We start from the raw sequence: 20435 nt of genomic DNA on the forward strand, positions 1-20435 counted from the left end.
GCGCACCGCGTCGCGCCGCGCCCGCTCAGCCCGAGGTGGGGCGCAACAGCACGGTGAGCGCGGGCTCGCATATTTCGGGAGACCTAAAAATGGGGTAGCTTTTCGATATGCCGAAAACGTCCACGACCGTCGCCGCACCCCGGCCGGGCGCGCCCGCGTCCGTGCGCGGCGTGGCTCTGCTCGGCCCCGCGCTCGTGGCGGGGGTCGCCTACGTGGATCCCGGCAATGTCGCGAGCAACATGACCGCCGGCGCCGGCTACGGCTACCTCCTGGTGTGGGTGGTGCTCGTCGCGAACGTGATCGCCTGGCTCGTGCAGTACCTCTCCGCGAAGCTCGGCGTCGTCACCGGCCGCAGTCTGCCGGAGCTGCTCGGCGACCGCCTGCACCACCGTTTCGCCCGCCGCGCCTATTGGCTGCAGGCCGAGCTCGTCGCGATGGCGACCGACATCGCCGAGGTCATCGGCGGCGCGGTCGCCCTGCAACTGCTGTTCGGCATCCCCCTGCTCCTGGGCGGCCTGATCACCGGAGCCGTATCGATGGCGCTGCTGGCCGTGCAGGGTCGGCGCGGCGCGCGTCCGTTCGAGCTCGTCGTGATCGGGCTGCTCGCCGTCGTCACGGTCGGCTTCCTCGCCGGGCTCCTGGTCGCCCCGCCGGATCCGTCCGCCGCCGTGGGCGGGCTGATGCCGCGCTTCGCCGACTCCGGCTCGGTGCTGCTGGCGGCGTCGATCCTCGGCGCGACGATCATGCCGCACGCGATCTACGCGCACTCCGCCCTCGCCCGCGACCGATTCGGCGCGGTGCCCGTGCATCCCGGCGGCGACCCCGAGCCTCTGGTGCGCACCCCGATCGCCCGGCTGCTCACGGTCACCCGGTGGGACGTCACCCTTGCGATGGTCGTCGCCGGCGCGGTGAACCTGGGCATGCTGCTGCTCGCCGCCGCCACGCTCCCCGGGGTGGCGGGCACCGACTCGCTCGAGGGCGCGCACGCCGCGATCACCGCCCAGCTCGGCCCGCTCATCGGCACCCTGTTCGGGGTCGGCCTGCTGGCCTCGGGCCTCGCGTCGACCGCCGTCGGGGCGTATGCGGGCGCCGAGATCATGCACGGCCTGCTGCGGGTGCGCATCCCGATGCCGGTGCGGCGGCTGATCACGCTCATCCCCGCCCTGCTCATCCTGGGCCTCGGCGTCGACCCCACGTTCGCCCTCGTGCTCAGCCAGGTGGCCCTGTCGTTCGGGATCCCGTTCGCCCTCATCCCGCTGATCGCGCTCACCGCACGCCGGGGAACGCTCGGACGCTACGCGAACCGCCCCTGGACCACGATCGCCGGCATCGTCGCCGCGGCCCTGCTCATCGCGCTCAACGCCGTGCTGCTCTGGCTGCTGCTGACCGGCACCTGAGTCGGAACGGTTTCACAGCGCGCAGAACGCTGCATCGGCCGACGAATCGGACCTTCAGCGCGCCCTGAAGCCACAGGATCCACCGAACGGAGGACCCCGGCCGGATCGGACGGACAGGCGCCGCGGGTAGGCTCAAGGGATGGCCCGATCCCGCCGCCCGTCCGCCGCGCAGCGCGCCGCCGAGAAGGCGCAGGCGCAGGCCGCCGCCCGCCGCGCCGTGCGGATCTGCACCTGGGCGTCACTCGTCACCGCCGTGCTCGGGATCCTCCTCGTCGCGGTTCCGAAGCTGATGCCGGTCGGCAGTCCGTGGGTGCAGCTCGCGCTCGGCGCGCTCACTCTGATCCTCGCTTTCCGCGCGCGGGCGATCGGGATGCGCGGCATCGAGGGCTTCGACGGCCGGCTCTCGCTGGTGGGCGCCCTCGCCGGGTTCGCGATCATGTTCTTCGCCGGGCAGGCCGCGTTCGCCGTGCTGTCCTCGCTCGGATAGCAACAGGGCGTACGCTCCCTGAGCTTGCCGCGGGCCGCAACCCGCGGGGCGGACGCTTCGACAGGCTCAGCGGTCGGCGGCTGAACCACGCCCTAAGGTGGATCCGTGGAATCCCCCGCGGCCGACGACTACCTGAAGACGGTGTACGCGCACACCGAATGGCAGCCGGCGCCGATCACCCCGTCGCAGCTGGCCGCCAAGCTCGGCATCGCGCCGTCGAGCGTCACCGAGATGGTGAAGAAGCTGGCCGCCGCAGGCCTGGTCTCGCACGTGCCGTACGGCGCCGTGCGCCTCACCGAGGACGGGGAGCAGCGCGCTCTCGGGATCGTCCGGCGGCACCGCCTCATCGAGACCTGGCTCGTGCGCGAGTTCGGCTACGCCTGGGACGAGGTGCACGACGAAGCCGAGGTGCTCGAGCACACCATCAGCGACCGCCTGCTCGAGGGGATCGACGCGCGCCTGGGCCGGCCCCGCTTCGACCCGCACGGGGACGCGATCCCCGACGCCGCCGGCCGCATCGAGCGAGAGCCGTTCGTGCTGCTCGCCGACGCCGCTCCGGGTCACGCCGGTCGCGTGCTGCGCGTGGACGACCGGGATCCCGAGCTGCTGCGCACCCTGGAGTCGGCCGGCCTGGTGATCGGCGGCGAGGTGGTCGTCATCCCCGACGGCCTGCGGATCGGCGGCGCCGAGGTGGCCCTGCCCGAAGGCGCGACCGACGTGGTCTGGCTCTCCGCCTGACGCCGGACGGGGCTCGCGGACGTGCGCCGCGAGCGGAAGGAGAGGACATGACCGGCACGACGCTCGGACCCATCGGACAGATCTCGCGCCGCGTGAGCGACATCGATGCCGCGGTCTCCTGGTACCGCGACGTGCTGGGGCTCCCGCATCTCTACACCTTCGGCGATCTCGCGTTCTTCGACGCCGGCGGCACCCGGCTGTTCCTCAGCGCGATCGACGAAGGCGCCGGGGAGAAGGGCGAGTCCATCCTGTACTTCCGGGTCGACGACATCCATGCGGCGTGCGAATACCTCACCGCGCGCGGGGTGGTCTTCACCGACCCGCCGCACCTGATCCACCGCCACGAATCGGGCATGGAGGAGTGGATGGCCTTCTTCACCGACCCGGACGGCCACACGCTCGCGCTCATGAGCCAGGTGACTCCGGCGCAGCACTGAGCGAGAAGCGCCCCGACAGCGGTCGACCGGGACGATCCCTGCCCCCATCCCGACCTCGTCATCCGCTCGTAACCCCGGCACCTCTAGGCTGGGCGCATGGCACAACGCGACGACATCGAATGCTGGCTCACCGACATGGACGGTGTGCTCGTGCACGAGAACGACGCCATCCCCGGCGCGTCCGAACTGCTCGCCAGCTGGGAGAGCAACGACATCCCCTACCTGGTGCTCACGAACAACTCGATCTTCACCGCGCGCGACCTGTCCGCGCGCCTGCGCACCAGCGGACTGAACGTGCCGGAGGAGCGGATCTGGACCTCCGCGCTGGCCACGGCGGACTTCCTGCAGCAGCAGGTCCCGGGAGGATCCGCATTCGTGATCGGCGAGGCCGGGATCCTCACCGCCCTGCACGACGCGGGATTCATCATGACCGAGACCAGCCCGGACTTCGTCGTGGTCGGCGAGACCCGCAACTACTCCTTCGAGGCGATCACCAAGGCGATCCGCCTCATCAACGACGGCGCGCGGTTCATCGTCACCAACCCCGACGCCACAGGCCCCAGCGCTGACGGACCGCTGCCCGCCACCGGCGCGATCGCCGCCCTCATCACCAAGGCGACCGGCAAGGATCCGTATGTCGTCGGCAAGCCGAACCCGATGATGTTCCGCTCGGCGCTGAACAAGATCGGCGCCCACTCCAAGCGCACCGGCATGATCGGCGACCGCATGGACACCGACGTCGTCGCGGGCATCGAGGCGGGCCTGCACACCGTGCTCGTGCTGACCGGGATCAGCGACACCGCGGAGATCGAGAAGTACCCGTTCCGTCCGGACGAGGTCGTGCAGTCGGTCGCCGACCTGATCCCGCGCATCACGGACACGATCCGCACGATCCCCCAGAAGGCGGGGAAGGCCGCGAAGGGCTGAGGATGGGCGCCCTCGACGACGGCGTACGGGTGGTGGCGGAGGACGTCGCCGCCTGGCGGGCCTGGCTCGCCGAGAACCACGCGACGTCGACCGGGGCCTGGCTGGTGCGCCCGCGCCCCGGCAACGACGATGTGCACGTCCCCTACGAGGACGCGATCCTGCAGGCGCTGTGCTTCGGGTGGGTCGACGGGCCGGTGCGCAGCTTCGACGACCGCATCGGCGGCCTGTGGTTCGCCCCGCGCCGGGCCTCGAGCGGCTGGGCCGCGACGAACAAGGCCCGCGTGGCGCTGCTGGAGGAGGCAGGGCTGCTCGAGGCCGCCGGGATCCGCGCGATCGAGGTCGCCAAGGCGAACGGCGCCTGGACCGTGCTCGACGGCCCCGAGGCCGGCATCGAACCGGACGATCTCGCGGCGGCCCTCGACGCGTCGCCCGCGAGCCGCGCCGGGTGGGACGCGTTCCCGCCGTCGGCGAAGAAGCTCGGCCTCACCCAGATCGCCATGGCGAAGCGCCCCGAGACGAGGGCCGCACGGATCGCGAAGATCGTGGCCGACGCGGCAGAGGGGAAGCGGCCGTGAGCACGAATCCGATCCTGTGGGTCGCGCTGGTGATCGCGCTCGGCACGCTCACCGCGTGGATCGTGCAGCTGGTGCGCAACCGCCGCGGCGGTTCGGCCCGGGACCGCGGCGCGTGGTGGGAAGGCCCCTGGGACGAGGACGATCCGCCGCGGGAGCACTGAGACGGCCTGGCCGTGGGCGCGCCGGGTCCTGTGCCGGACCACGCCGGCACAGGCGAACGTCCTTCGTCTCGCTGCGCTCGCTCAGGAACCGCAGCTGGTCCCTGAGCGAGGAGCGCAGCGACGAGACGAAGGGCGGCGCTTACGCCCGCAGCACGAGCGCGGCGGCGCCGATGAGCGGGCCCTCGTCGCCGAGCCCCGAGCGCACGACGCGGGTGCGGCGGGAGTAGTCGTGCGCAGCGGTCGCCGAGAGCGCCGCCTGCACGAGCTCGACGTAGTCGGCGGAGACCCGGGAGAAGCCGCCGCCGATCGCGACGACCTCGAGGTCCACCAGGGTCGACGCGTCGGCCAGCGCGGCGCCGACCGTGCGCGCCGAGCGCTCGATCGCGGCACGGGCGATCGGATCCCCGGCCGCCGCGTCCCGGGCCAGGTCCTCCCCCTGCGCGCCGGTCCAGCCCTGCGTGCGGGCCCAGGCCACGCTGGCGGGTCCCGACGCGACCTGCTCGACCGTGAGTTCCGTTGTCGCGTGCACCTGGCCCAGGTGGCCGGCGTTGCCCGACGACCCGGGGAGGTACCGCCCGTCCACGACGAACCCTCCGCCGACCCCGGTCGACACCACGATCGACAGCGACGCCGCCGCACCCCGGGTGGCACCCAGCCACGACTCGGCGAGCGCGAGGCAGCCGCCATCGTGGGCCAGGACCGTCGGCACCGGCCCGCCGAGCGCAGCGGACGCGGCATCGCGCACCGCGCCGCGCAGGTCGAACCCGCGCGCCTGCGGCATGTTCACGGGGCTGATCGTGCCCTGCTCGCGGTCGACCGGGCCGGCGCTCCCGATGCCGGCGCCGACGAGCTCGTCCTCGGGGCCGCGGCCTGCGACGGCGTGCGCCACGACCTCCTCGACCGCGGCGCTCAGCGAGTCGAACGTGGCGTCGGGCCCGGTCGGGCGGCGGCTGCGGGTGCCGTCGACGACGGTCCCGTCGGCGCGCACCAGGGCGGCCTCCAGCTTGGTGCCGCCGACGTCGACGGCCAGGGCGACGCGACGGTCCTCGGAAGCGGATCCGGTCATGCGGCTTTCCTCATCTCAGCGGGATGGAACGGCGGGCACAGCGGGGTCATGCGTCGGCGACGGATGCAGGATCCCGCGACGGCTGCACGACCGGATCCGCAGATCGGCCCTGCAGCCGTCGCGCGATCGTGCAGTTGCAGCGGAGGGGGCGCGATGCCGCGGTCACTGCGGGTCGAGCCCGAGGTCGTCGAGGTCGATCGCGGCGAGCCACTGCAGACCTGCCGCCTCGACCGCGGCCTGGGCCCCGGTCTTGCGGTCGACGATCGAGATCACGGCGACCGGCTCGGCGCCGGCGGCGCGGAGCACCTCGACCGCCTTGAGCGGGGAGCCGCCCGTCGTCGAGGTGTCCTCGACCACGACCACGCGCTTGCCGGCGACGTCGGCGCCCTCGATCTGGCGGCCGCGACCGTGGTCCTTGGGCTCCTTGCGCACCACGAACGCGTCGACCGGCTTCCCGGCGCGCACCGACTCGTGCATCACCGCGTTCGCGATCGGGTCGGCGCCCAGCGTGAGGCCGCCCACCGCGGCGATGCCGTCGAGGCCCTGCATGAGGTCGAGCACGATGCGGCCGATCGCGGGCGCGGCACGATGGTCGAGGGTGAGGCGGCGCATGTCGACGTAATAGGTCGCCTTCTTGCCGCTGGCCAGCGTGAAGTCGCCGTGGAACACCGCCTCGTCCTTGATGAGGGCGATGAGCGCCTGGCGGTCGGCTTCGAGTTCGGGGGTGCTGAGCGTCACGGCTCAAGTCTAGAGTTTCCGTATCCGTGCACACGAGGAGGATCCCGCATGCTCGACGTCGACACGTACGCCGCCCTCGCCCGGCTGAAGCCGGTGCCGCCGCTGGAGCTCTCCAGCCCCGACTTCGACCCGGACGGACCGCTGCCGGTGTGGGCGTGGTCCGAGTCCCGCGGGGGTGGCGACCGCTCCCCCGGCCTGGTGTGGGGCGAGCCGCCGGCAGGCACGAAGAGCTTCGCCCTGTCCGTGTACGACCCCGACGCCCCGACCGGATCCGGTTTCTGGCACTGGGCGGTCGCCAACCTCCCCGCCGACGTGCGCTCCCTCCCCGCGGGTGCGGGCGACGGCGAGCCGGGTTCCCTGCCCGCACAGGCAGTCACCCTGCCCAACGAGGCGCGCCTGCAGCGCTACATCGGGGCTGCTCCGCCCGCGGGCACCGGTGTGCACCGCTACGTCATCACGGTCGACGCGCTGGACATCGACGAGATCGACCTGCGCGGCGACGAGACGCCCGCGTATCTGGGATTCAACAGGCACTTCCATGTGCTGGCGCGCGGGATCCTCGTCGGGACGGCGGATCCGGCAGAGCGCTGAGCGGACCCGGATCGACACGCCTCCGGATCCTGTTCTTTCGAGATGTGGAATCCAAGATTCACATTGTGATAATCTCCTCGTGAGAGGTAATCTCGACATCGAGATAAATCACGCCGAGGAGACGCCGATGTCCACGCACCGACAGACCGTCACGATCACGTACGAGACGGCTGCGCGCGCCGTGGCGCTGGCGCTCGAGATCGGTGCCGAGCGCGACCTGCCCACGGTCGCGGCCGTGGCGGATCCGTCGATGACCCTCATCGCCTACGGCATGGCCGACGGGACGACCCCGCACAGCGCCGACACCTCTCAGCGCAAGGCCAAGAGCAGCGCTTCGATCCGCCGCCGCACGGGGCAGATCCCGGCCGCTCTGGCCGCGACCCTGCCGCTCGGAACGGGCGGCACCATGACCACGATCGACGGGGGCGTGCCGATCTTCTTCGGCGAGCACCACGTCGGCGGCCTCGGCATCGCCGGCGGTCCGCCCGCGCTCGACGCGGAGATCGCCCTGGAAACCCTGAAGCGCCTCGGCGCACGCACAGAAGGAATGGAACTATGACCTCGTACCTCTCCCGCGCAGACCTGTCGGTCGCCGCGCCGATCGTCGAGTTCGCTGAAGCGTCGCTTGCCGGTTCCGGTCGCGACGCCACCGCGTTCTGGGCGGGCGTGAGCGAGATCATGCACGACCTGGTGCCGCGCAACGCCGCGCTGCTCGCCCGCCGCGACGAGCTGCAGCAGCAGATCGACGAGTACCACCGCCAGCACCCCGGCCAGCCGGATCCGGACGCGTACCGCGCGTTCCTGACCGAGATCGGCTACCTCGTGCCGGTGCCCGAGAAGGTCGCCGTCACCACCGAGGACGTCGACCCCGAGATCGCGACGATGGCCGGCCCTCAGCTCGTCGTGCCACTGCTGAACGCGCGCTTCGCGCTGAACGCCGCGAACGCGCGCTGGGGTTCGCTGTACGACGCGCTGTACGGCACCGACGCCATCGAGCGCACCGGCGAGCTGGCCCCGGGCAAGGAGTTCAACCCGAAGCGCGCCGCGGCCGTGGTCGCGTTCGGCCGTGAGCTGCTCGACGAGATCGCCCCGCTCACCGAGGGCTCGCACCGCGACGCCACCGGGTACCGCGTCGACGCGGACGGCCTCGTCGTGTCCACTGCGACGGGCGACCGCCGCCTCGCCGACCCCGCGGTCTTCGTCGGCTACACCGGCGAGCCGGACGCCCCCGCGACCGTGCTGCTGGTGCACCACGGCCTGCACGCGGAGGTCCTCATCGACCGGGCCGGCGCCATCGGCCGCACCGATGCGGCGGGCGTGCAGGACATCGTCCTGGAGTCCGCGCTCACCGCGATCCTCGACCTCGAGGACTCCGTGGCCGCCGTCGATGGCGACGACAAGGCCCTCGGCTACCGCAACTGGCGCGGCTTCATGGACGGCACCCTCACCGAGACGGTGACCAAGGGCGACCGCACCTTCACCCGCGCCCTGAACCCCGACCGCACCTACCGCACCGCCGACGGCGGCGAGGTGACCCTGCCGGGTCGCGCCGTGCTGTTCGTCCGCAACGTCGGCCACCTCATGCGCACGCCTGCCGTCCTCGACCGCAACGGCGACGAGGTGTTCGAGGGGATCCTCGACGCGATCATGACCGCGCTCGGATCCCTTCCCGAGCTCGAGGGCGCGAACAAGGGATCCAACTCGCGCACCGGATCCATGTACATCGTGAAGCCGAAGATGCACGGCCCGGACGAAGTCGCGTTCGCCGTGGAGCTGTTCGGCCGGGTCGAGGAGCTGCTGGGCCTTCCCGCGCGCACCATGAAGGTCGGCATCATGGACGAGGAGCGCCGCACCTCGGCGAACCTCGCCGCCGCGATCGCCGCCGCGAGCGACCGGGTCGTGTTCATCAACACCGGGTTCCTCGACCGCACCGGCGACGAGATGCACACCTCCATCGAGGCGGGGCCGTTCCCGCCCAAGGCGAACTTCCGCGGCACGCCGTTCATGGACGCGTACGAGGCCCGCAACGTCGCGATCGGACTGGCCTCCGGCCTGAGCGGGCGCGCCCAGATCGGCAAGGGCATGTGGGCCGCCCCCGACCTCATGCACGACATGCTCGAGCAGAAGATCGCGCACCCGCGCTCTGGAGCGTCGACGGCCTGGGTGCCGTCGCCGACCGCCGCCACACTGCACGCCCTGCACTATCACCAGGTCGACGCCTTCGCCGTCCGCGAGACGCTGCCTGCCGTCGAGGAGAGCGCATCCCTCGCCGACCTGCTGACGCTGCCCCTCGCACCCGAGGGCGCGCTCACGCCCGAGGTGGTGGCCGACGAGCTCGACAACAACGTGCAGTCGATCCTCGGGTACGTGGTGCGCTGGATCGACCAGGGCATCGGCTGCTCGAAGGTGCCCGACATCCACGGCATCGGCCTCATGGAGGACCGCGCGACGCTGCGGATCTCGAGCCAGCTGCTCGCGAACTGGCTGTGCCACGGCGTGATCACCGTCGACCAGGTCGACGACAGCCTGCGCCGCCTCGCGGTGGTCGTGGATGAGCAGAACGCCGGCGACCCGAACTACGAGGCGCTCGCGTTCGCCGACGGCGAGGAGCCGGGCATCGCGTACACCGCGGCCCGCCGTCTGATCGTCGAGGGAGCCGCACAGCCCAGCGGCTACACCGAGCCGCTGCTGCACGGCCTGCGCCGGGAGAAGAAGGCCGAGCAGGCCGCGCGGGGCTGACCCGTTCCGTTTAGAAGCGCGCAAATGGCTCCATCCGCCCCTCGGATGGAGCCATTTGCGCGCTGTGAACGGTGGCCGCGGGGCGGTCAGGACCTGGCGTGCGCGTACGCCGCCCGCCATACGCGTTCGAATCCGTCGCGGTCGAGGGTTCCCGCGCGGTAGGCGGCGCTGGCGCCCTGGATCGAATCGGCGAGCGCGTCCAGCCGGCGCTGAGCGTCGCGGTCCTCCCCGTCGACTCGCAGCCCCGAGCAGCACGAGGTGACCACCGCGGCGGCCCGGCGCACTCCGCGCGTGCGGCCGGCGATCGCGATGCCGACCGGAGTCAGGACCGCGGCGATCAGGATCATCGCCGCCAGCGGCGCCACCCCGGCCGCCGCGCAGCCGATCCAGAGCAGCAGACCGCCGCCGAAGGCGAAGACCCCGTATCCGCGGGCGAGCTCCGCCCAGCGCCGTTCCCGCTCCGGGGAGTCGGGCGCATAGATGACGAGCGTGCTCGAGACGACGCCGTAGCGGCTGACGGAGCGCGACAGGTACCCCCAGTGCGGGCGCGGCCGGTGGGCTGCCGGCGCGACGGGGTGACGCGGTGACGGCACGGATCGCTGTTCGATGACCATGTCCTCACTGTGCGCCGCCTCCGTCGCCCCGACGTCGGTCCCTACGGAATCCGAACGGCTCCGAGCCGGATCCCTGCGCTTCCCGAACGCCGATGCAGGCGATCATCGGTGTCCCCACCCGCCCGTAGGCTGGATCCATGCGCCTGGCCACCTGGAACGTCAACTCCATCCGCACCCGCGTCGCCCGCACCGTCGAGTTCGCCGTGCGCGAGGACATCGACGTGCTCGCGATGCAGGAGATCAAGTGCAAGCCGGAGCAGTTCCCCTATGCGCCGTTCGAGGAGGCCGGCTACCACGTCGAGGTGCACGGCTTCAACCAGTGGAACGGCGTCGCGATCGCGAGCCGCGAGCCGATGACCGACGTGCGCACCGCGTTCGACGGCATGCCCGGCTTCGCCAAGGGCCACGAGGGACCGGACGCCCCGCAGGAGGCGCGCGCGCTCGGCGCGATCGTGAACGGCGTGCGGGTGTGGAGCCTGTACGTGCCCAACGGGCGCGCCCTGGGCGACCCGCACCTCGATTACAAGCTGCACTGGCTCGATGCCCTGCGCACCGCGACCGAGGCCGAGCTCGCCGCCAAGCCCGACCTGCCGCTCGCCCTCGTCGGCGACTTCAACATCATCCCGTTCGACCACGACAATGGGGATCCGGACATCGTCGTGGGCCGCTCCACCCACGTCTCCCCCGAGGAGCGGGCCGCCTTCTTCGCGCTCGAGTCCGCCGGCGTGCAGGACGTGGTGCGCCCGCTGCTGCCCGAGGGCTACACCTACTGGGACTACCAGCGCCTGAAGTTCCCGCGCAACGAGGGGATCCGCATCGACTTCGTGCTGGGATCCCCGGCATTCGCCGACGCGGTGAAGGGTGCCTCCATCCACCGCGAGGAGCGCAAGGGCGAGCAGCCCAGCGACCACGTGCCGGTGGTCGTCGACCTCGATCTGGCCGGTGCCGCCGAGGACGACGATCTGCCGATGATCTTCGCCTGATGAGCACGGTCGCGGACCCGGCCGACGCCGCCCCGGCTCCTGAGCCCGTCCCCGCCTCGGTCCCTGAGCCTGTCCAGGGGACGCACGGTCGAGGGGCGCTCGCTTCGACAGACTCAGCGACCGGATCCCGGATCCGGCTCATCGCGACCGACCTCGACGGCACTCTCCTCGACCCGTCCGGGCGGGTCACCATCCGCACCAGAGCCGCGCTCGACGCCGCGCGCGCCGCGGGCATCGTCGTGGTCCCCGTCACCGCGCGGCAGCCGATCGGGTTGCGCGCGATCGCGGCCGACGCCGGCTTCGACGGCTGGGCGCTGTGCGGCAACGGCGCGTACGGGATCCACCTCGGCACCCACGAGCAGCTGTTCGCCTCCGGGATCGCCGTGCCGGTGCAGCAGCGGATCGCGCAGGAGCTCGGCGAGCGGATCCCGGATCTGCTGTTCGCGAGCGTACGCGAGGCCGGCGAGGTGTTCGTGGCGCAAGAGGGGTACGCCGAGGTCGCGACGCTCAGCGATCACAAGCGGGATCCGCGGACGATGGGCGCCGTGCCGCTCGCCGAGGTGCTGAGCGCGCCCAGCCTGAAGCTCGTGATCCGCCACCGCACCATGACGCCCGCGCAGATCTTCGCGGTGCTCGGCACCCTGGATCAGTCGGGCTTCGCGGCCACGCTCTCCGGCGCGCCGTTCGTGGAGGTCATGGCCGAGGGCGTCACCAAGGCCACCGGGCTCGCGCAGCTCTGCGCCGTGCTCGGCATCGACCGCACCGAGGTGCTCGCCTTCGGCGATGCGCTGAACGACGTCGAGATGCTGCGCTGGGCCGGTCGTGGTGTCGCGATGGCGAACGCCGAGCCCGAGGCCCTCGCGGCGGCCGACGACCTCACCGCATCGAACGCGGACGACGGCGTGGCGGCGGCGCTGGAGCGGATGCTGGCCGGCTGAACGGCGCACGGAGCCGGTGTTCTCCCAGGAAAGAGGGAACTGCCGGAATATCGCCCGGACATGGGGACAGCCGCACTCCCCAGAGTGCGGCTGTCCATTCAACGTCCCCACGCGTTAGCAGGACTGTAGTTTCACGGCGCACCTGCGACCAGAGGGATCCGCGATATTCCGGTCACGAATGGGAAACGGACGCGGACCGTGCTCACATCGTGCCGGTCTCCACCTCGCCGGGAGCCGGCGCGTACCGCAACAGCAGCGTGCCGCCGTCGCCGGACTCGGCATGCAGCAGGTGCAGATTGTGCGGGGTCGCGCCGTCGGGGAACACCTTCTTGCCCTGGCCGAGCACGATCGGGTACACCCACAGCTGCAGCACGTCGTAGAGCTGCTCGTCCAGCAGCGTCTGCACGAAATCGACGCTGCCGATCACGTGCACGTCCTGGTGCTTCTCGCGCAGTGCGGCGAGCTCGGCCGGCAGATCCGCGCCGACCCTGCTGCTGCCCTGCCACCCGAGCTGGATGTCGGCGTTCCGCGACGCCACGTACTTGGGCACGCGGTCGAACAGCTGCCCGATGGGTCCCTCGGGGCCGGTGGTGTGCTTCGGCCAGTAGCCGGCGAAGATGTCATAGGTGCGCCGTCCGAGCAGCAGCGCATCCAGGGTCTCCATCCCCGCCATCACGCTGCGCATGACGGCCTCGCTCGGCAGCGGCGCCTGCCAGCCGCCGAAGCGGAAGCCGTCCGAGGGGTCCTCCTCCGGGCCTCCCGGCGCCTGGGTGACGCCGTCGAGCGTGGTGAACAGGTCGATGATGATGCGTCCGGTCATGATGTCCTCTTCCGTAGGCCGGGCCCTTCGACGTGCTCAGGGACCGGCGATGGTTCGCGGGCCGGGCCCTTCGACACGCTCAGGGACCGGCGGTGGGTGCCCCTTCGCGACGCTACGCCGCGATCGGATCGATGTGGAAGGCCTGCGCGAAGGCGTCCAGGATCCGCTCCTCGCCCCGCACGACCGCGACCAGATCCTGCGCGATCGCCTCGGCAGGGGCGACGTCGCCCGCGATGAGGTGGCGGATCCCGGGCCCGGCCACCACGACGGCCTCTGGTTCGCCGGCGGGCAGGACGCCGCCGATCGGCGGGGCGGGCGGCGCGAGCTGCGCCACCTGGAGCGTCCCGTCGCGGACGATCACCCGCAGCGCGACGTCGCCGACGTGCAGCTCGATGTCGAGGTCGCGGGTCCGATCCGGCCGGAATGAGGTGCGCAGCGCCATGGTGAGCGAGTCGGGCGTGACCACGTCGCCGACGTCGGGATCGCCCATCGCCTGGAAGCCCCAGCGCCCGAGCGCGAGCACGATCGGCTCCAGGGCACGCCCGTACGGCGTGAGTTCGTACACGAGCCCGCAGCTGCGCAGCGGCACCCGCCGCACCACCCCGCCGTCCTGCAGCTCCTTGAGCCGGGACGACAGGATGTTCGTCGGGATCCGCGGAAGGCCCTGCTTCAGGTCGGTGTACCGGCGCGAGCCGACGAGCAGGTCGCGCACGATGAGCAGCGCCCAGCGCTCCCCGATCAGCTCGACCGCGGTCGTCACGCCGCAGTACTGGCCGTAACTGCGCGCGGCCACGTCAGCCCCTCGCCTGCATCAGGCCCCGGCCGGCTGCGGCTGCGCCTCGGTGCCCTGCTCGGCGCCGTCCGCTGCCTCGTCCTCGGGCACGGAGTAGAGGAAGCCGAGCGAGTTGCCGTCGGGGTCGTCGAGGTCGCGCATGTACATGAAGCCGTAGTCCTGGGCGGGCTTGGGCTCGGCGCCGCCCGCGGCGACGCCCTTGGCGACGATGGCGTCGACCTCCTCGCGCGAATCGCGGGAGAAGTTGATCGACACCTGCGCCGCCGCGGCCGGATCCACGATCGGCTTGTCGGTGAAGGTCGCGAAGAATTCGCGCGTGATCAGCATGAGGAAGAGGTTGTCCTCCGCGACGAAGCAGGTGCCGTTCTCGTCGGAGAAGTCGGGGCGGATCCGGAAGCCGAGCGCGGTGTAGAAGGTCTTCGCCCGCTCGAGGTCCGAGGTGGGCAGGCTGATGAAGACGTCGGTCATGATGACTCCTTTGTCCGGGACCCGATGCTGCAAGCTTGCTTTTAACAAGCAAGCTTGTCAAGAGCAAGTGGTGCGATGAGACAGGCAAGGGTCCGCCGTGCGGGGGATGCCGGCGGACCGGCGCCCGTCCTACGGTGGAGGGATGCCGTTCACCCGCACGCCCTCGCCGCGCGAGCTCCGGCAGGACGTGCTCCTCGCCGCGATCCTGTTCGTCGGCGGGATCCTCAGTGCGGCGCTGTCGGCGATCGCGAAGGTCTACGGCGCGGAGCAGGCCCCGCTGTGGACGGCGATCCCGTACGTCGCCGTCTTCTCCGCGGCCCTCGCCGTGCGCCGCCGCCGGCCGGCTGTCGTGGCCGTCGTGGTGTCGCTCGCGTTCGTCGTGGCCACCACGCTGCGCGTGCCGGAGATCTACGGCGGCAACATCGCGATGTTCATCGCCCTCTACACGGTGGGTGCCTGGATGAGCTCCCGCCGCAGGGCGTTCTTCGTGCGCGCGGGCATCATGGTCGTGATGGCGGCGTGGCTCGTCGTCGAGATGTACCGGCAGGCGATCGAGCAGGCCGCGAAGGCCGATGTCAGCGCCGGGATGTTCTCGCCGCTCGTGGCGTTCCTCATGCTGCAGGTGCTGCTGAACGTGCTGTACTTCGGCGGCGCCTACTACTTCGGCGAGCGCAGCTGGAACGCCGCCCGCCAGCGTGCCGCGCTCGAGCAGCGCACGGCCGAGCTCGAACAGGAGCGCGCCCTGAGCGCCGCCCAGGCCGTCGCCCTCGATCGTGTGCGCATCGCCCGCGAGCTGCACGACGTGGTGGCGCACCACGTCTCCGTCATGGGCGTGCAGGCAGGGGCGGCCCGGATGACGATCCCGCAGGATCCCGATGCCGCCGCCGGGATCGTCGCCGGCATCGAGGAATCCGCCCGCGCCGCGATCCGCGACCTCCACCAGCTGCTCGACACGCTGCGCGCGCCCGGTGACAGCGAGGAGGCCGCCTCCACGGTCGACGTCGACGACATCGCCGAGCTCGCCGAGGCCTCCACGGCGGCCGGCCTGCCCACGCGCCTTCAGGTGATCGGTGAACCGGTGCCGCTGCCGCGGGTGACCGCGGTGAACCTGTACCGCATCGCCCAGGAGTCGCTCACGAACGCGCGGCGACACGCCGGTCCCGACGCGGAGGCGGACGTGCGGATCCGGTACGAGCCGGGATCCGTCGAGCTCGAGGTCGTCAACACGGGGCGGCTCGTCACCGGGCTGCGTCCCGGCCTCGGCCAGCTCGGCATGCGCGAGCGCGCGACGGCGTCCGGCGGCACGATCGAGCTCGTCCCGCGCCCCGCCGGCGGATTCCGGGTGCGCGCCACGCTTCCCGTGCCGGCGTCCGCGGGCCATACCTCGGGCGACGCGGAGGGGACCGCATGAGCGCACCGATCCGCGTGCTGCTCGTCGACGACCACGCCATGCTCCGAACCGGGTTCCGCACCATCCTCGACCTGCAGCCCGACATCGCTGTCATCGGCGAGGCGGCCACCGGATCCGAGGCCGTGACGCTCGCGGGATCCCTGCTGCCCGACGTGATCACCATGGACGTGCAGATGCCGGACATGGACGGGATCGAGGCGACGCGGCGGATCCGCGCGGACGACCGGATCCGCGCATCCATCGCGATCGTGACGACCTTCGACCGGGACGACTACCTGTTCGACGCGCTCGATGCCGGCGCGAGCGGGTTCCTGCTCAAGAACGCCGGCCCCGAGGAGCTCGTCGCCGCGGTGCGCGCGCTCGCCGCCGGCGACGGCATGCTCGCCCCCGAGGTCACCCGGCGGGTGCTGCAGCGCTTCGCCGCGGCATCGGTCCCTGAGCCCGTCGAAGGGACTCGCACCCCCGGACCGGTTCCCCAGCCTGCCGCAGGGACCCGCCCCTCCGGACCGGTCCCTGAGCCCGTCGAAGGGACCCCGTCTGCCTCGGGCGCTTCGACGAGCTCAGCGTCCGGGTCTGCCCTGCCGGCCCTGCCCAGCGCCGCCCTGCCCAGCGCCGCACTGCCGGAGCCGCTCACCGACCGCGAGTCCGAGGTGCTGCGGCTGGTCGCCGAGGCCTGGAGCAACGCCGAGATCGCGGCCGAGCTGTTCATCGGCGAGGCCACGGTGAAGACGCACGTTTCCCGGATCCTGCAGAAGCTCGGCGCGCGCGACCGCGTGCAGGCGGTCGTGCTCGCGCACCGGCTCGGCCTGGCGTAAGCCTTCGGGCCCGGCGCCACCCCCGGGCCCGCCCGGCGCCTCCGCGACCCCCGCCCGGCGCCACCGCGACCGGCCGGCCGCATGCCGTGTGCCCGATAGCCTCTCCCCATGGCCGAAACCGCGAGCCCGCCGATCCCCCGCACGCCGCTGTCCCGCCCGATCATGGCCGGCGTGGTCACCGCGCTCGTCGGGTTCACGAGCTCGTTCGCAGTCGTGCTCACCGGCCTCGGCGCGGTCGGAGCGACCCACACGCAGGCCGCGAGCGGACTGCTCGCTCTGAGCCTCACGATGGGCGTCGCCTGCATCGTGCTGGCCTGGCGCTACCGCATGCCGATCACCGCGGCCTGGTCGACCCCGGGCGCGGCGCTGCTCGCGGCCACCGGGGTGGCGGGCGGCGGCGCGGCAGGCGCGGGCGGCGCGATCGACGGAGGCTGGCCGGCGGCGGTCGGCGCATTCCTCATCGTGGCCGGCTTGATCCTGCTCACCGCCCTCGTGCCGCAGCTCGGATCCCTCATCGCGGCGATCCCGCCGTCGATCGCGCAGGCGATGCTCGCCGGCGTCCTGCTTCCGCTCTGCCTCGCCCCGATCACCGGGCTCGCGAAGAACCCGTGGGGCGTGATCCCCGTCGTGCTGACCTGGCTCGTGTTCGCCCGGCTGGCGCCGCGCTGGGCCGTGCCGCTGGCGTTCCTCACGGCGACCGTGGTGATCGTCGTGGGGATCGCGACCGGCGCCTCGACCGACTCAGGGCCCGTCGTGGATCCCGCCGTGCTGCTGCCGCACGTCGAGCTGACCATGCCGACGTTCACGATCGGGTCCCTGGTCGGCATCGCGCTGCCCCTGTTCATCGTGACGATGGCGTCGCAGAACGTGCCCGGCGTGGCCGTGATGCGCAGCTTCGGCTACGAGGTGCCGTGGCGTCCGGCGATGCTGGTGACCGGCCTCGGCAGCGCCCTCGGCGCCCCCGCCGGCGGGCATGCGATCAACCTCGCCGCGATCAGCGCCGCCCTCGCCGCCGCGCCCGACGCGGAGCCGGATCCGAAGCGCCGCTGGATCGCCGGCGTCTCCACCGGGGTGTCCTACCTGGTGCTCGGCGTGTTCTCGGCCGCGTTCGCCGCGCTCGTGGTGCTGGCACCGGTCGCGGTCATCCCGGCGGTCGCCGGCCTCGCCCTTTTCGGCGCGTTCGGCTCGGCGGTGCAGCAGGCGATCGACGACCTCGGCGAGCGCACCCCCGCCGTCGTCACGTTCCTCTTCGCCGCGAGCGGCATGGCGTTCTGGGGAGTGAGCGCCGCGTTCTGGGCGCTCCTCGCGGGCCTGCTCGTGCGCGCCGCGCTGCACCTCGGCCGGCGCTGACCGACCCTGCGGACGCTTCCGACGCTCCGGCGCGCGTCGGAAAACGGAGAGGGGGTCCGGCGTGTCGCCCCGCGGTGGACCGCGACACGCCGTCGATGCATCCACCCCTCTCCGTTTTCCGACCCGGTCCGTCGCAAGCGGGACCAGCGGATCCGCAACTCCGCGTCCGGATCCGCCTTGCGGGGGATGCCCCGGGACTTGCCACTCAATAGCGTGGCTCTCATGACCACAGTGCTCCCCCAGGGAACCACGACCCGGACCACCGGCCTGCTCGAACTCGAGGGCCTCACCAAGAGCTACGGATCCCGGCGCGTGCTCGACGACGTCTCGTTCCGCGTCGTGCCCGGACGCCTCACCGGCTTCGTCGGCGGCAACGGCGCGGGCAAGACCACCACGATGCGGATCGTGCTGGGCGTCCTCGGCGCCGACGCCGGCACGGTGCGCCTCGGCGGACACGAGGTCGCATCCGCCGACCGCCGCCACTTCGGTTACATGCCCGAGGAGCGCGGCCTCTACCCGAAGATGAAGGTGCTCGAGCAGGTCGCGTACCTGGCCCGCCTGCACGGCTTCGGCAAGGCCGACGCCACCGCCCGTGCCGAGGCGCTGCTGGCCGAGCTCGGCCTCGGCGAGCGCCTGCACGACACGATCGAGTCGCTCTCTCTCGGCAACCAGCAGCGCGCCCAGATCGCGGCCGCCCTGGTGCACGACCCCGAGGTGCTCATCCTCGACGAGCCGTTCTCCGGACTGGATCCGCTCGCGGTCGACGTGGTGGCCGGCGTGCTGCAGTCCCGGGCGGCGCAGGGCGCGTCGATCCTGTTCTCCTCCCACCAGCTCGACGTGGTGGAGCGCCTGTGCGACGACCTCGTCATCATTGCGGGCGGCACCATCCGCGCCGCAGGGTCGCGCGAGGAGCTCCGCGCCCAGCACTCCGTGCCCCGCTACGAGCTCGTATCCGACGCCGACGCGGGCTGGATCCGGTCCGAACCGGGAATCACGGTCGTCGACTTCGAGCGCGGCACGGCGGTCTTCGACGCGGCCGCCCCCGAGGACGCCCAGCGCGTGCTGCGCGCCGCCCTCGGTCACGGCGCGGTGCACGCCTTCACCCCGCAGCATCCCTCCCTCGCCCAGATCTTCAAGGAGGTCATCCAGTGAGCACCGCCACCGCCCCCGACTCGGGCGCCCTCACCACCGGCAGCGGCATCCTCCTCGTCGCCGAGCGCGAGATCGGATCCAAGCTGCGCAGCAAGGCCTTCCTGATCTCCACCGGGATCCTGCTGCTCATCGCCCTGGCCGGCGTGCTGATCGGCGGCTTCATGAGCAAGAACGTCTCCGACACGAAGATCGCCGTGACCGCCGAGACCGCGCAGGCGGTGCACGGGCTTCCCGGCCTGAAGCCGACCGAGGTCGCCGACGCGACCGCCGCCGAGAAACTCGTGCGCGACGGGACGGTCGAGGCGGCGCTCATCCCGGATTCCGGCGACACCGCGTTCGGCTACAAGGTCGTGGTGCTCAAGGACGCGCCGAGCAGCCTCGAGGCGCTCCTTGCGAAGACCCCGAAGGTGACGATCCTCGAGCCCGACACCACGAACCCGCTGCTGCGCTACCTCGTCGCGATCGGCTTCGGCGTGGTGTTCCTCATGGCGGCGTCGACGTTCGGCGCGACCATGGCGCAGAGCGTCGTCGAGGAGAAGTCCACCCGCGTGGTGGAGTTGCTGCTCGCGGCGATCCCGGCGCGGGTGCTGCTGGCCGGCAAGGTGCTCGGCAACACCGTGCTGGCGATGGCGCAGATCCTCGCACTCGCGGCGATCGCCGTGGTAGGGCTCATCGTCACCGGGCAGAACGCGGTGCTCCAGGGGCTCGGCTCGCCGCTCGTGTGGTTCGCCGTGTTCTTCCTGTTCGGGTTCGTGCTGCTGGCATCGCTGTTCGCGGCCGCCGCCGCGCTGGTGTCGCGGCAGGAGGACATCGGATCCACGACCATGCCGATCACGATGCTGGTGATGGCGCCGTACATCCTCGTGATCATCTTCAACGACAACCCCGTGGTGATGACGATCCTGTCGTACGTGCCGTTCTCGGCGCCGGTCGCCATGCCGGTGCGGCTGTTCGTCGGCGAGGCGCAGTGGTGGGAGCCGCTGCTGTCGCTCGTGATCCTGCTCGCGACCTGTGTGGCTGCCATCCTCGTCGCCGCGAAGATCTACGAGAACTCGCTGCTGCGCATGGGAGCGCGGGTGAAGCTCGCGGAGGCGCTCTCCGGACGCTGAGTGATCCTGGACGCCGCAACCGCAGCCGAGAGGGCGGTGACGGATGCGGATCCGGATCCGGGAATATTCACGGGCATAGATCGTTGAGGTCTTGCAGGCGGACGACGGGGTCCGGCATCCGAACCA

At 71.9% G+C, this 20435-nt stretch carries 23 protein-coding genes; 17 read left to right on the top strand and 6 right to left on the bottom strand.

Annotated features, from left to right (window positions below; translation table 11 throughout):
* Nucleotides 1-107: 107 nt before the first annotated feature.
* The 7 genes from ACYQ1L_RS17940 to ACYQ1L_RS17970 all read left to right on the top strand — a co-directional run bounded on the left by ACYQ1L_RS17940 (nucleotide 108) and on the right by ACYQ1L_RS17970 (nucleotide 4722).
* Nucleotides 108-1397, top strand: coding sequence for an Nramp family divalent metal transporter (locus ACYQ1L_RS17940; RefSeq protein ID WP_460005364.1), 1290 nt, complete (start codon nucleotides 108-110; stop codon nucleotides 1395-1397).
* A gap of 139 nt (nucleotides 1398-1536) precedes the next feature.
* The gene (locus ACYQ1L_RS17945; protein ID WP_460005365.1) at nucleotides 1537-1884 is read left to right on the top strand and encodes a hypothetical protein; all 348 of its coding nucleotides are present in this window, start codon (nucleotides 1537-1539) and stop codon (nucleotides 1882-1884) included.
* 105 nt (nucleotides 1885-1989) lie between these two features.
* A complete protein-coding gene (locus ACYQ1L_RS17950; RefSeq protein ID WP_460005366.1) occupies nucleotides 1990-2622 on the top strand; it encodes a metal-dependent transcriptional regulator in 633 nt (210 codons plus the stop codon).
* A gap of 47 nt (nucleotides 2623-2669) precedes the next feature.
* Nucleotides 2670-3059 (top strand): VOC family protein, encoded by a 390-nt coding sequence (locus ACYQ1L_RS17955; protein ID WP_460005367.1) that lies wholly within the window; start codon nucleotides 2670-2672, stop codon nucleotides 3057-3059.
* A gap of 96 nt (nucleotides 3060-3155) precedes the next feature.
* Complete coding sequence (locus ACYQ1L_RS17960; protein WP_460005368.1) at nucleotides 3156-3986, top strand: HAD-IIA family hydrolase; 831 nt, start codon at nucleotides 3156-3158, stop codon at nucleotides 3984-3986.
* 2 nt (nucleotides 3987-3988) lie between these two features.
* Nucleotides 3989-4561, top strand: a complete 573-nt coding sequence (locus tag ACYQ1L_RS17965) for a YdeI/OmpD-associated family protein (protein WP_460005369.1) — start codon at nucleotides 3989-3991, stop codon at nucleotides 4559-4561.
* Nucleotides 4558-4722 (top strand): hypothetical protein, encoded by a 165-nt coding sequence (locus ACYQ1L_RS17970; protein WP_460005370.1) that lies wholly within the window; start codon nucleotides 4558-4560, stop codon nucleotides 4720-4722. Before ACYQ1L_RS17965 ends, ACYQ1L_RS17970 begins: the two co-directional genes overlap by 4 nt.
* 139 nt (nucleotides 4723-4861) lie before the next feature.
* Here ACYQ1L_RS17970 and ACYQ1L_RS17975 read toward each other — a convergent pair whose 3' ends face one another.
* Both ACYQ1L_RS17975 and pyrE read right to left on the bottom strand, forming a co-directional pair.
* Entirely contained in the window at nucleotides 4862-5788 is a 927-nt protein-coding gene (locus ACYQ1L_RS17975) for an ROK family protein (RefSeq protein WP_460005371.1), read from the bottom strand.
* Nucleotides 5789-5950: 162 nt separating this feature from the next.
* Complete coding sequence (pyrE, locus tag ACYQ1L_RS17980; protein WP_460005372.1) at nucleotides 5951-6526, bottom strand: orotate phosphoribosyltransferase; 576 nt, start codon at nucleotides 6524-6526, stop codon at nucleotides 5951-5953.
* Nucleotides 6527-6574: 48 nt separating this feature from the next.
* Between pyrE and ACYQ1L_RS17985 the strand changes: the two genes are divergently transcribed.
* The 3 genes from ACYQ1L_RS17985 to ACYQ1L_RS17995 all read left to right on the top strand — a co-directional run bounded on the left by ACYQ1L_RS17985 (nucleotide 6575) and on the right by ACYQ1L_RS17995 (nucleotide 9856).
* Entirely contained in the window at nucleotides 6575-7117 is a 543-nt protein-coding gene (locus ACYQ1L_RS17985) for a YbhB/YbcL family Raf kinase inhibitor-like protein (protein WP_460005373.1), read from the top strand.
* Nucleotides 7118-7244: 127 nt separating this feature from the next.
* Entirely contained in the window at nucleotides 7245-7676 is a 432-nt protein-coding gene (locus ACYQ1L_RS17990) for a GlcG/HbpS family heme-binding protein (RefSeq protein ID WP_460005374.1), read from the top strand.
* Entirely contained in the window at nucleotides 7673-9856 is a 2184-nt protein-coding gene (locus tag ACYQ1L_RS17995) for a malate synthase G (RefSeq protein ID WP_460005375.1), read from the top strand. The genes ACYQ1L_RS17990 and ACYQ1L_RS17995 overlap by 4 nt, the downstream gene beginning before the upstream one ends.
* 86 nt (nucleotides 9857-9942) lie before the next feature.
* Here the strand turns inward: ACYQ1L_RS17995 and ACYQ1L_RS18000 are convergent, their stop codons facing one another.
* Nucleotides 9943-10470: a DUF6611 family protein gene (locus tag ACYQ1L_RS18000; protein ID WP_460005376.1), complete on the bottom strand. Its 528-nt coding sequence runs from the start codon at nucleotides 10468-10470 to the stop codon at nucleotides 9943-9945.
* Nucleotides 10471-10607: 137 nt separating this feature from the next.
* Here ACYQ1L_RS18000 and ACYQ1L_RS18005 point away from each other — a divergent pair, with 137 nt between their 5' ends.
* On the top strand, nucleotides 10608-11453 hold the full coding sequence (locus ACYQ1L_RS18005; protein ID WP_460005377.1) for an exodeoxyribonuclease III: 846 nt from the start codon (nucleotides 10608-10610) through the stop codon (nucleotides 11451-11453).
* A complete protein-coding gene (locus ACYQ1L_RS18010) occupies nucleotides 11453-12391 on the top strand; it encodes an HAD family hydrolase (protein WP_460005378.1) in 939 nt (312 codons plus the stop codon). Before ACYQ1L_RS18005 ends, ACYQ1L_RS18010 begins: the two co-directional genes overlap by 1 nt.
* Before the next feature lie 202 nt (nucleotides 12392-12593).
* Here the strand turns inward: ACYQ1L_RS18010 and ACYQ1L_RS18015 are convergent, their stop codons facing one another.
* From ACYQ1L_RS18015 to ACYQ1L_RS18025, 3 genes are all read right to left on the bottom strand, one after another.
* Entirely contained in the window at nucleotides 12594-13211 is a 618-nt protein-coding gene (locus ACYQ1L_RS18015) for a dihydrofolate reductase family protein (protein ID WP_460005379.1), read from the bottom strand.
* A 112-nt stretch (nucleotides 13212-13323) separates the two neighbouring features.
* Nucleotides 13324-14004 (bottom strand): winged helix-turn-helix transcriptional regulator, encoded by a 681-nt coding sequence (locus ACYQ1L_RS18020; RefSeq protein WP_460005380.1) that lies wholly within the window; start codon nucleotides 14002-14004, stop codon nucleotides 13324-13326.
* A gap of 18 nt (nucleotides 14005-14022) precedes the next feature.
* Nucleotides 14023-14472: a VOC family protein gene (locus ACYQ1L_RS18025; protein ID WP_460005381.1), complete on the bottom strand. Its 450-nt coding sequence runs from the start codon at nucleotides 14470-14472 to the stop codon at nucleotides 14023-14025.
* A 142-nt stretch (nucleotides 14473-14614) separates the two neighbouring features.
* Here ACYQ1L_RS18025 and ACYQ1L_RS18030 point away from each other — a divergent pair, with 142 nt between their 5' ends.
* From ACYQ1L_RS18030 to ACYQ1L_RS18050, 5 genes are all read left to right on the top strand, one after another.
* Nucleotides 14615-15883 (top strand): sensor histidine kinase, encoded by a 1269-nt coding sequence (locus tag ACYQ1L_RS18030; protein ID WP_460005382.1) that lies wholly within the window; start codon nucleotides 14615-14617, stop codon nucleotides 15881-15883.
* Entirely contained in the window at nucleotides 15880-16698 is an 819-nt protein-coding gene (locus tag ACYQ1L_RS18035) for a response regulator (RefSeq protein ID WP_460005383.1), read from the top strand. The genes ACYQ1L_RS18030 and ACYQ1L_RS18035 overlap by 4 nt, the downstream gene beginning before the upstream one ends.
* Nucleotides 16699-16806: 108 nt before the next feature.
* Nucleotides 16807-18048, top strand: a complete 1242-nt coding sequence (locus ACYQ1L_RS18040) for a benzoate/H(+) symporter BenE family transporter (protein ID WP_460005384.1) — start codon at nucleotides 16807-16809, stop codon at nucleotides 18046-18048.
* Nucleotides 18049-18315: 267 nt separating this feature from the next.
* Nucleotides 18316-19200 carry an ABC transporter ATP-binding protein gene (locus ACYQ1L_RS18045; RefSeq protein WP_460005856.1) on the top strand — a complete coding sequence of 295 codons (885 nt, stop codon included), beginning with the start codon at nucleotides 18316-18318 and terminating at the stop codon, nucleotides 19198-19200.
* Nucleotides 19197-20309, top strand: a complete 1113-nt coding sequence (locus ACYQ1L_RS18050; RefSeq protein ID WP_460005385.1) for an ABC transporter permease — start codon at nucleotides 19197-19199, stop codon at nucleotides 20307-20309. The genes ACYQ1L_RS18045 and ACYQ1L_RS18050 overlap by 4 nt, the downstream gene beginning before the upstream one ends.
* Nucleotides 20310-20435: the final 126 nt, after the last annotated feature.

This window comes from Microbacterium xylanilyticum, assembly GCF_054654695.1.

Bases quoted from the DNA above. Each gene is read 5' to 3' on its own strand.
- ACYQ1L_RS17940 (WP_460005364.1), top strand. From the start codon at position 108: ATGCCGAAAACGTCCACGACCGTCGCCGCACCCCGGCCGGGCGCGCCC.
- ACYQ1L_RS17945 (WP_460005365.1), top strand. From the start codon at position 1,537: ATGGCCCGATCCCGCCGCCCGTCCGCCGCGCAGCGCGCCGCCGAGAAG.
- ACYQ1L_RS17955 (WP_460005367.1), top strand. From the start codon at position 2,670: ATGACCGGCACGACGCTCGGACCCATCGGACAGATCTCGCGCCGCGTG.
- ACYQ1L_RS17960 (WP_460005368.1), top strand. From the start codon at position 3,156: ATGGCACAACGCGACGACATCGAATGCTGGCTCACCGACATGGACGGT.
- ACYQ1L_RS17965 (WP_460005369.1), top strand. From the start codon at position 3,989: ATGGGCGCCCTCGACGACGGCGTACGGGTGGTGGCGGAGGACGTCGCC.
- ACYQ1L_RS17975 (WP_460005371.1), bottom strand. From the start codon at position 5,788: ATGACCGGATCCGCTTCCGAGGACCGTCGCGTCGCCCTGGCCGTCGAC.
- ACYQ1L_RS17985 (WP_460005373.1), top strand. From the start codon at position 6,575: ATGCTCGACGTCGACACGTACGCCGCCCTCGCCCGGCTGAAGCCGGTG.
- ACYQ1L_RS17990 (WP_460005374.1), top strand. From the start codon at position 7,245: ATGTCCACGCACCGACAGACCGTCACGATCACGTACGAGACGGCTGCG.
- ACYQ1L_RS17995 (WP_460005375.1), top strand. From the start codon at position 7,673: ATGACCTCGTACCTCTCCCGCGCAGACCTGTCGGTCGCCGCGCCGATC.
- ACYQ1L_RS18000 (WP_460005376.1), bottom strand. From the start codon at position 10,470: ATGGTCATCGAACAGCGATCCGTGCCGTCACCGCGTCACCCCGTCGCG.
- ACYQ1L_RS18005 (WP_460005377.1), top strand. From the start codon at position 10,608: ATGCGCCTGGCCACCTGGAACGTCAACTCCATCCGCACCCGCGTCGCC.
- ACYQ1L_RS18010 (WP_460005378.1), top strand. From the start codon at position 11,453: ATGAGCACGGTCGCGGACCCGGCCGACGCCGCCCCGGCTCCTGAGCCC.
- ACYQ1L_RS18015 (WP_460005379.1), bottom strand. From the start codon at position 13,211: ATGACCGGACGCATCATCATCGACCTGTTCACCACGCTCGACGGCGTC.
- ACYQ1L_RS18025 (WP_460005381.1), bottom strand. From the start codon at position 14,472: ATGACCGACGTCTTCATCAGCCTGCCCACCTCGGACCTCGAGCGGGCG.
- ACYQ1L_RS18030 (WP_460005382.1), top strand. From the start codon at position 14,615: ATGCCGTTCACCCGCACGCCCTCGCCGCGCGAGCTCCGGCAGGACGTG.
- ACYQ1L_RS18035 (WP_460005383.1), top strand. From the start codon at position 15,880: ATGAGCGCACCGATCCGCGTGCTGCTCGTCGACGACCACGCCATGCTC.
- ACYQ1L_RS18040 (WP_460005384.1), top strand. From the start codon at position 16,807: ATGGCCGAAACCGCGAGCCCGCCGATCCCCCGCACGCCGCTGTCCCGC.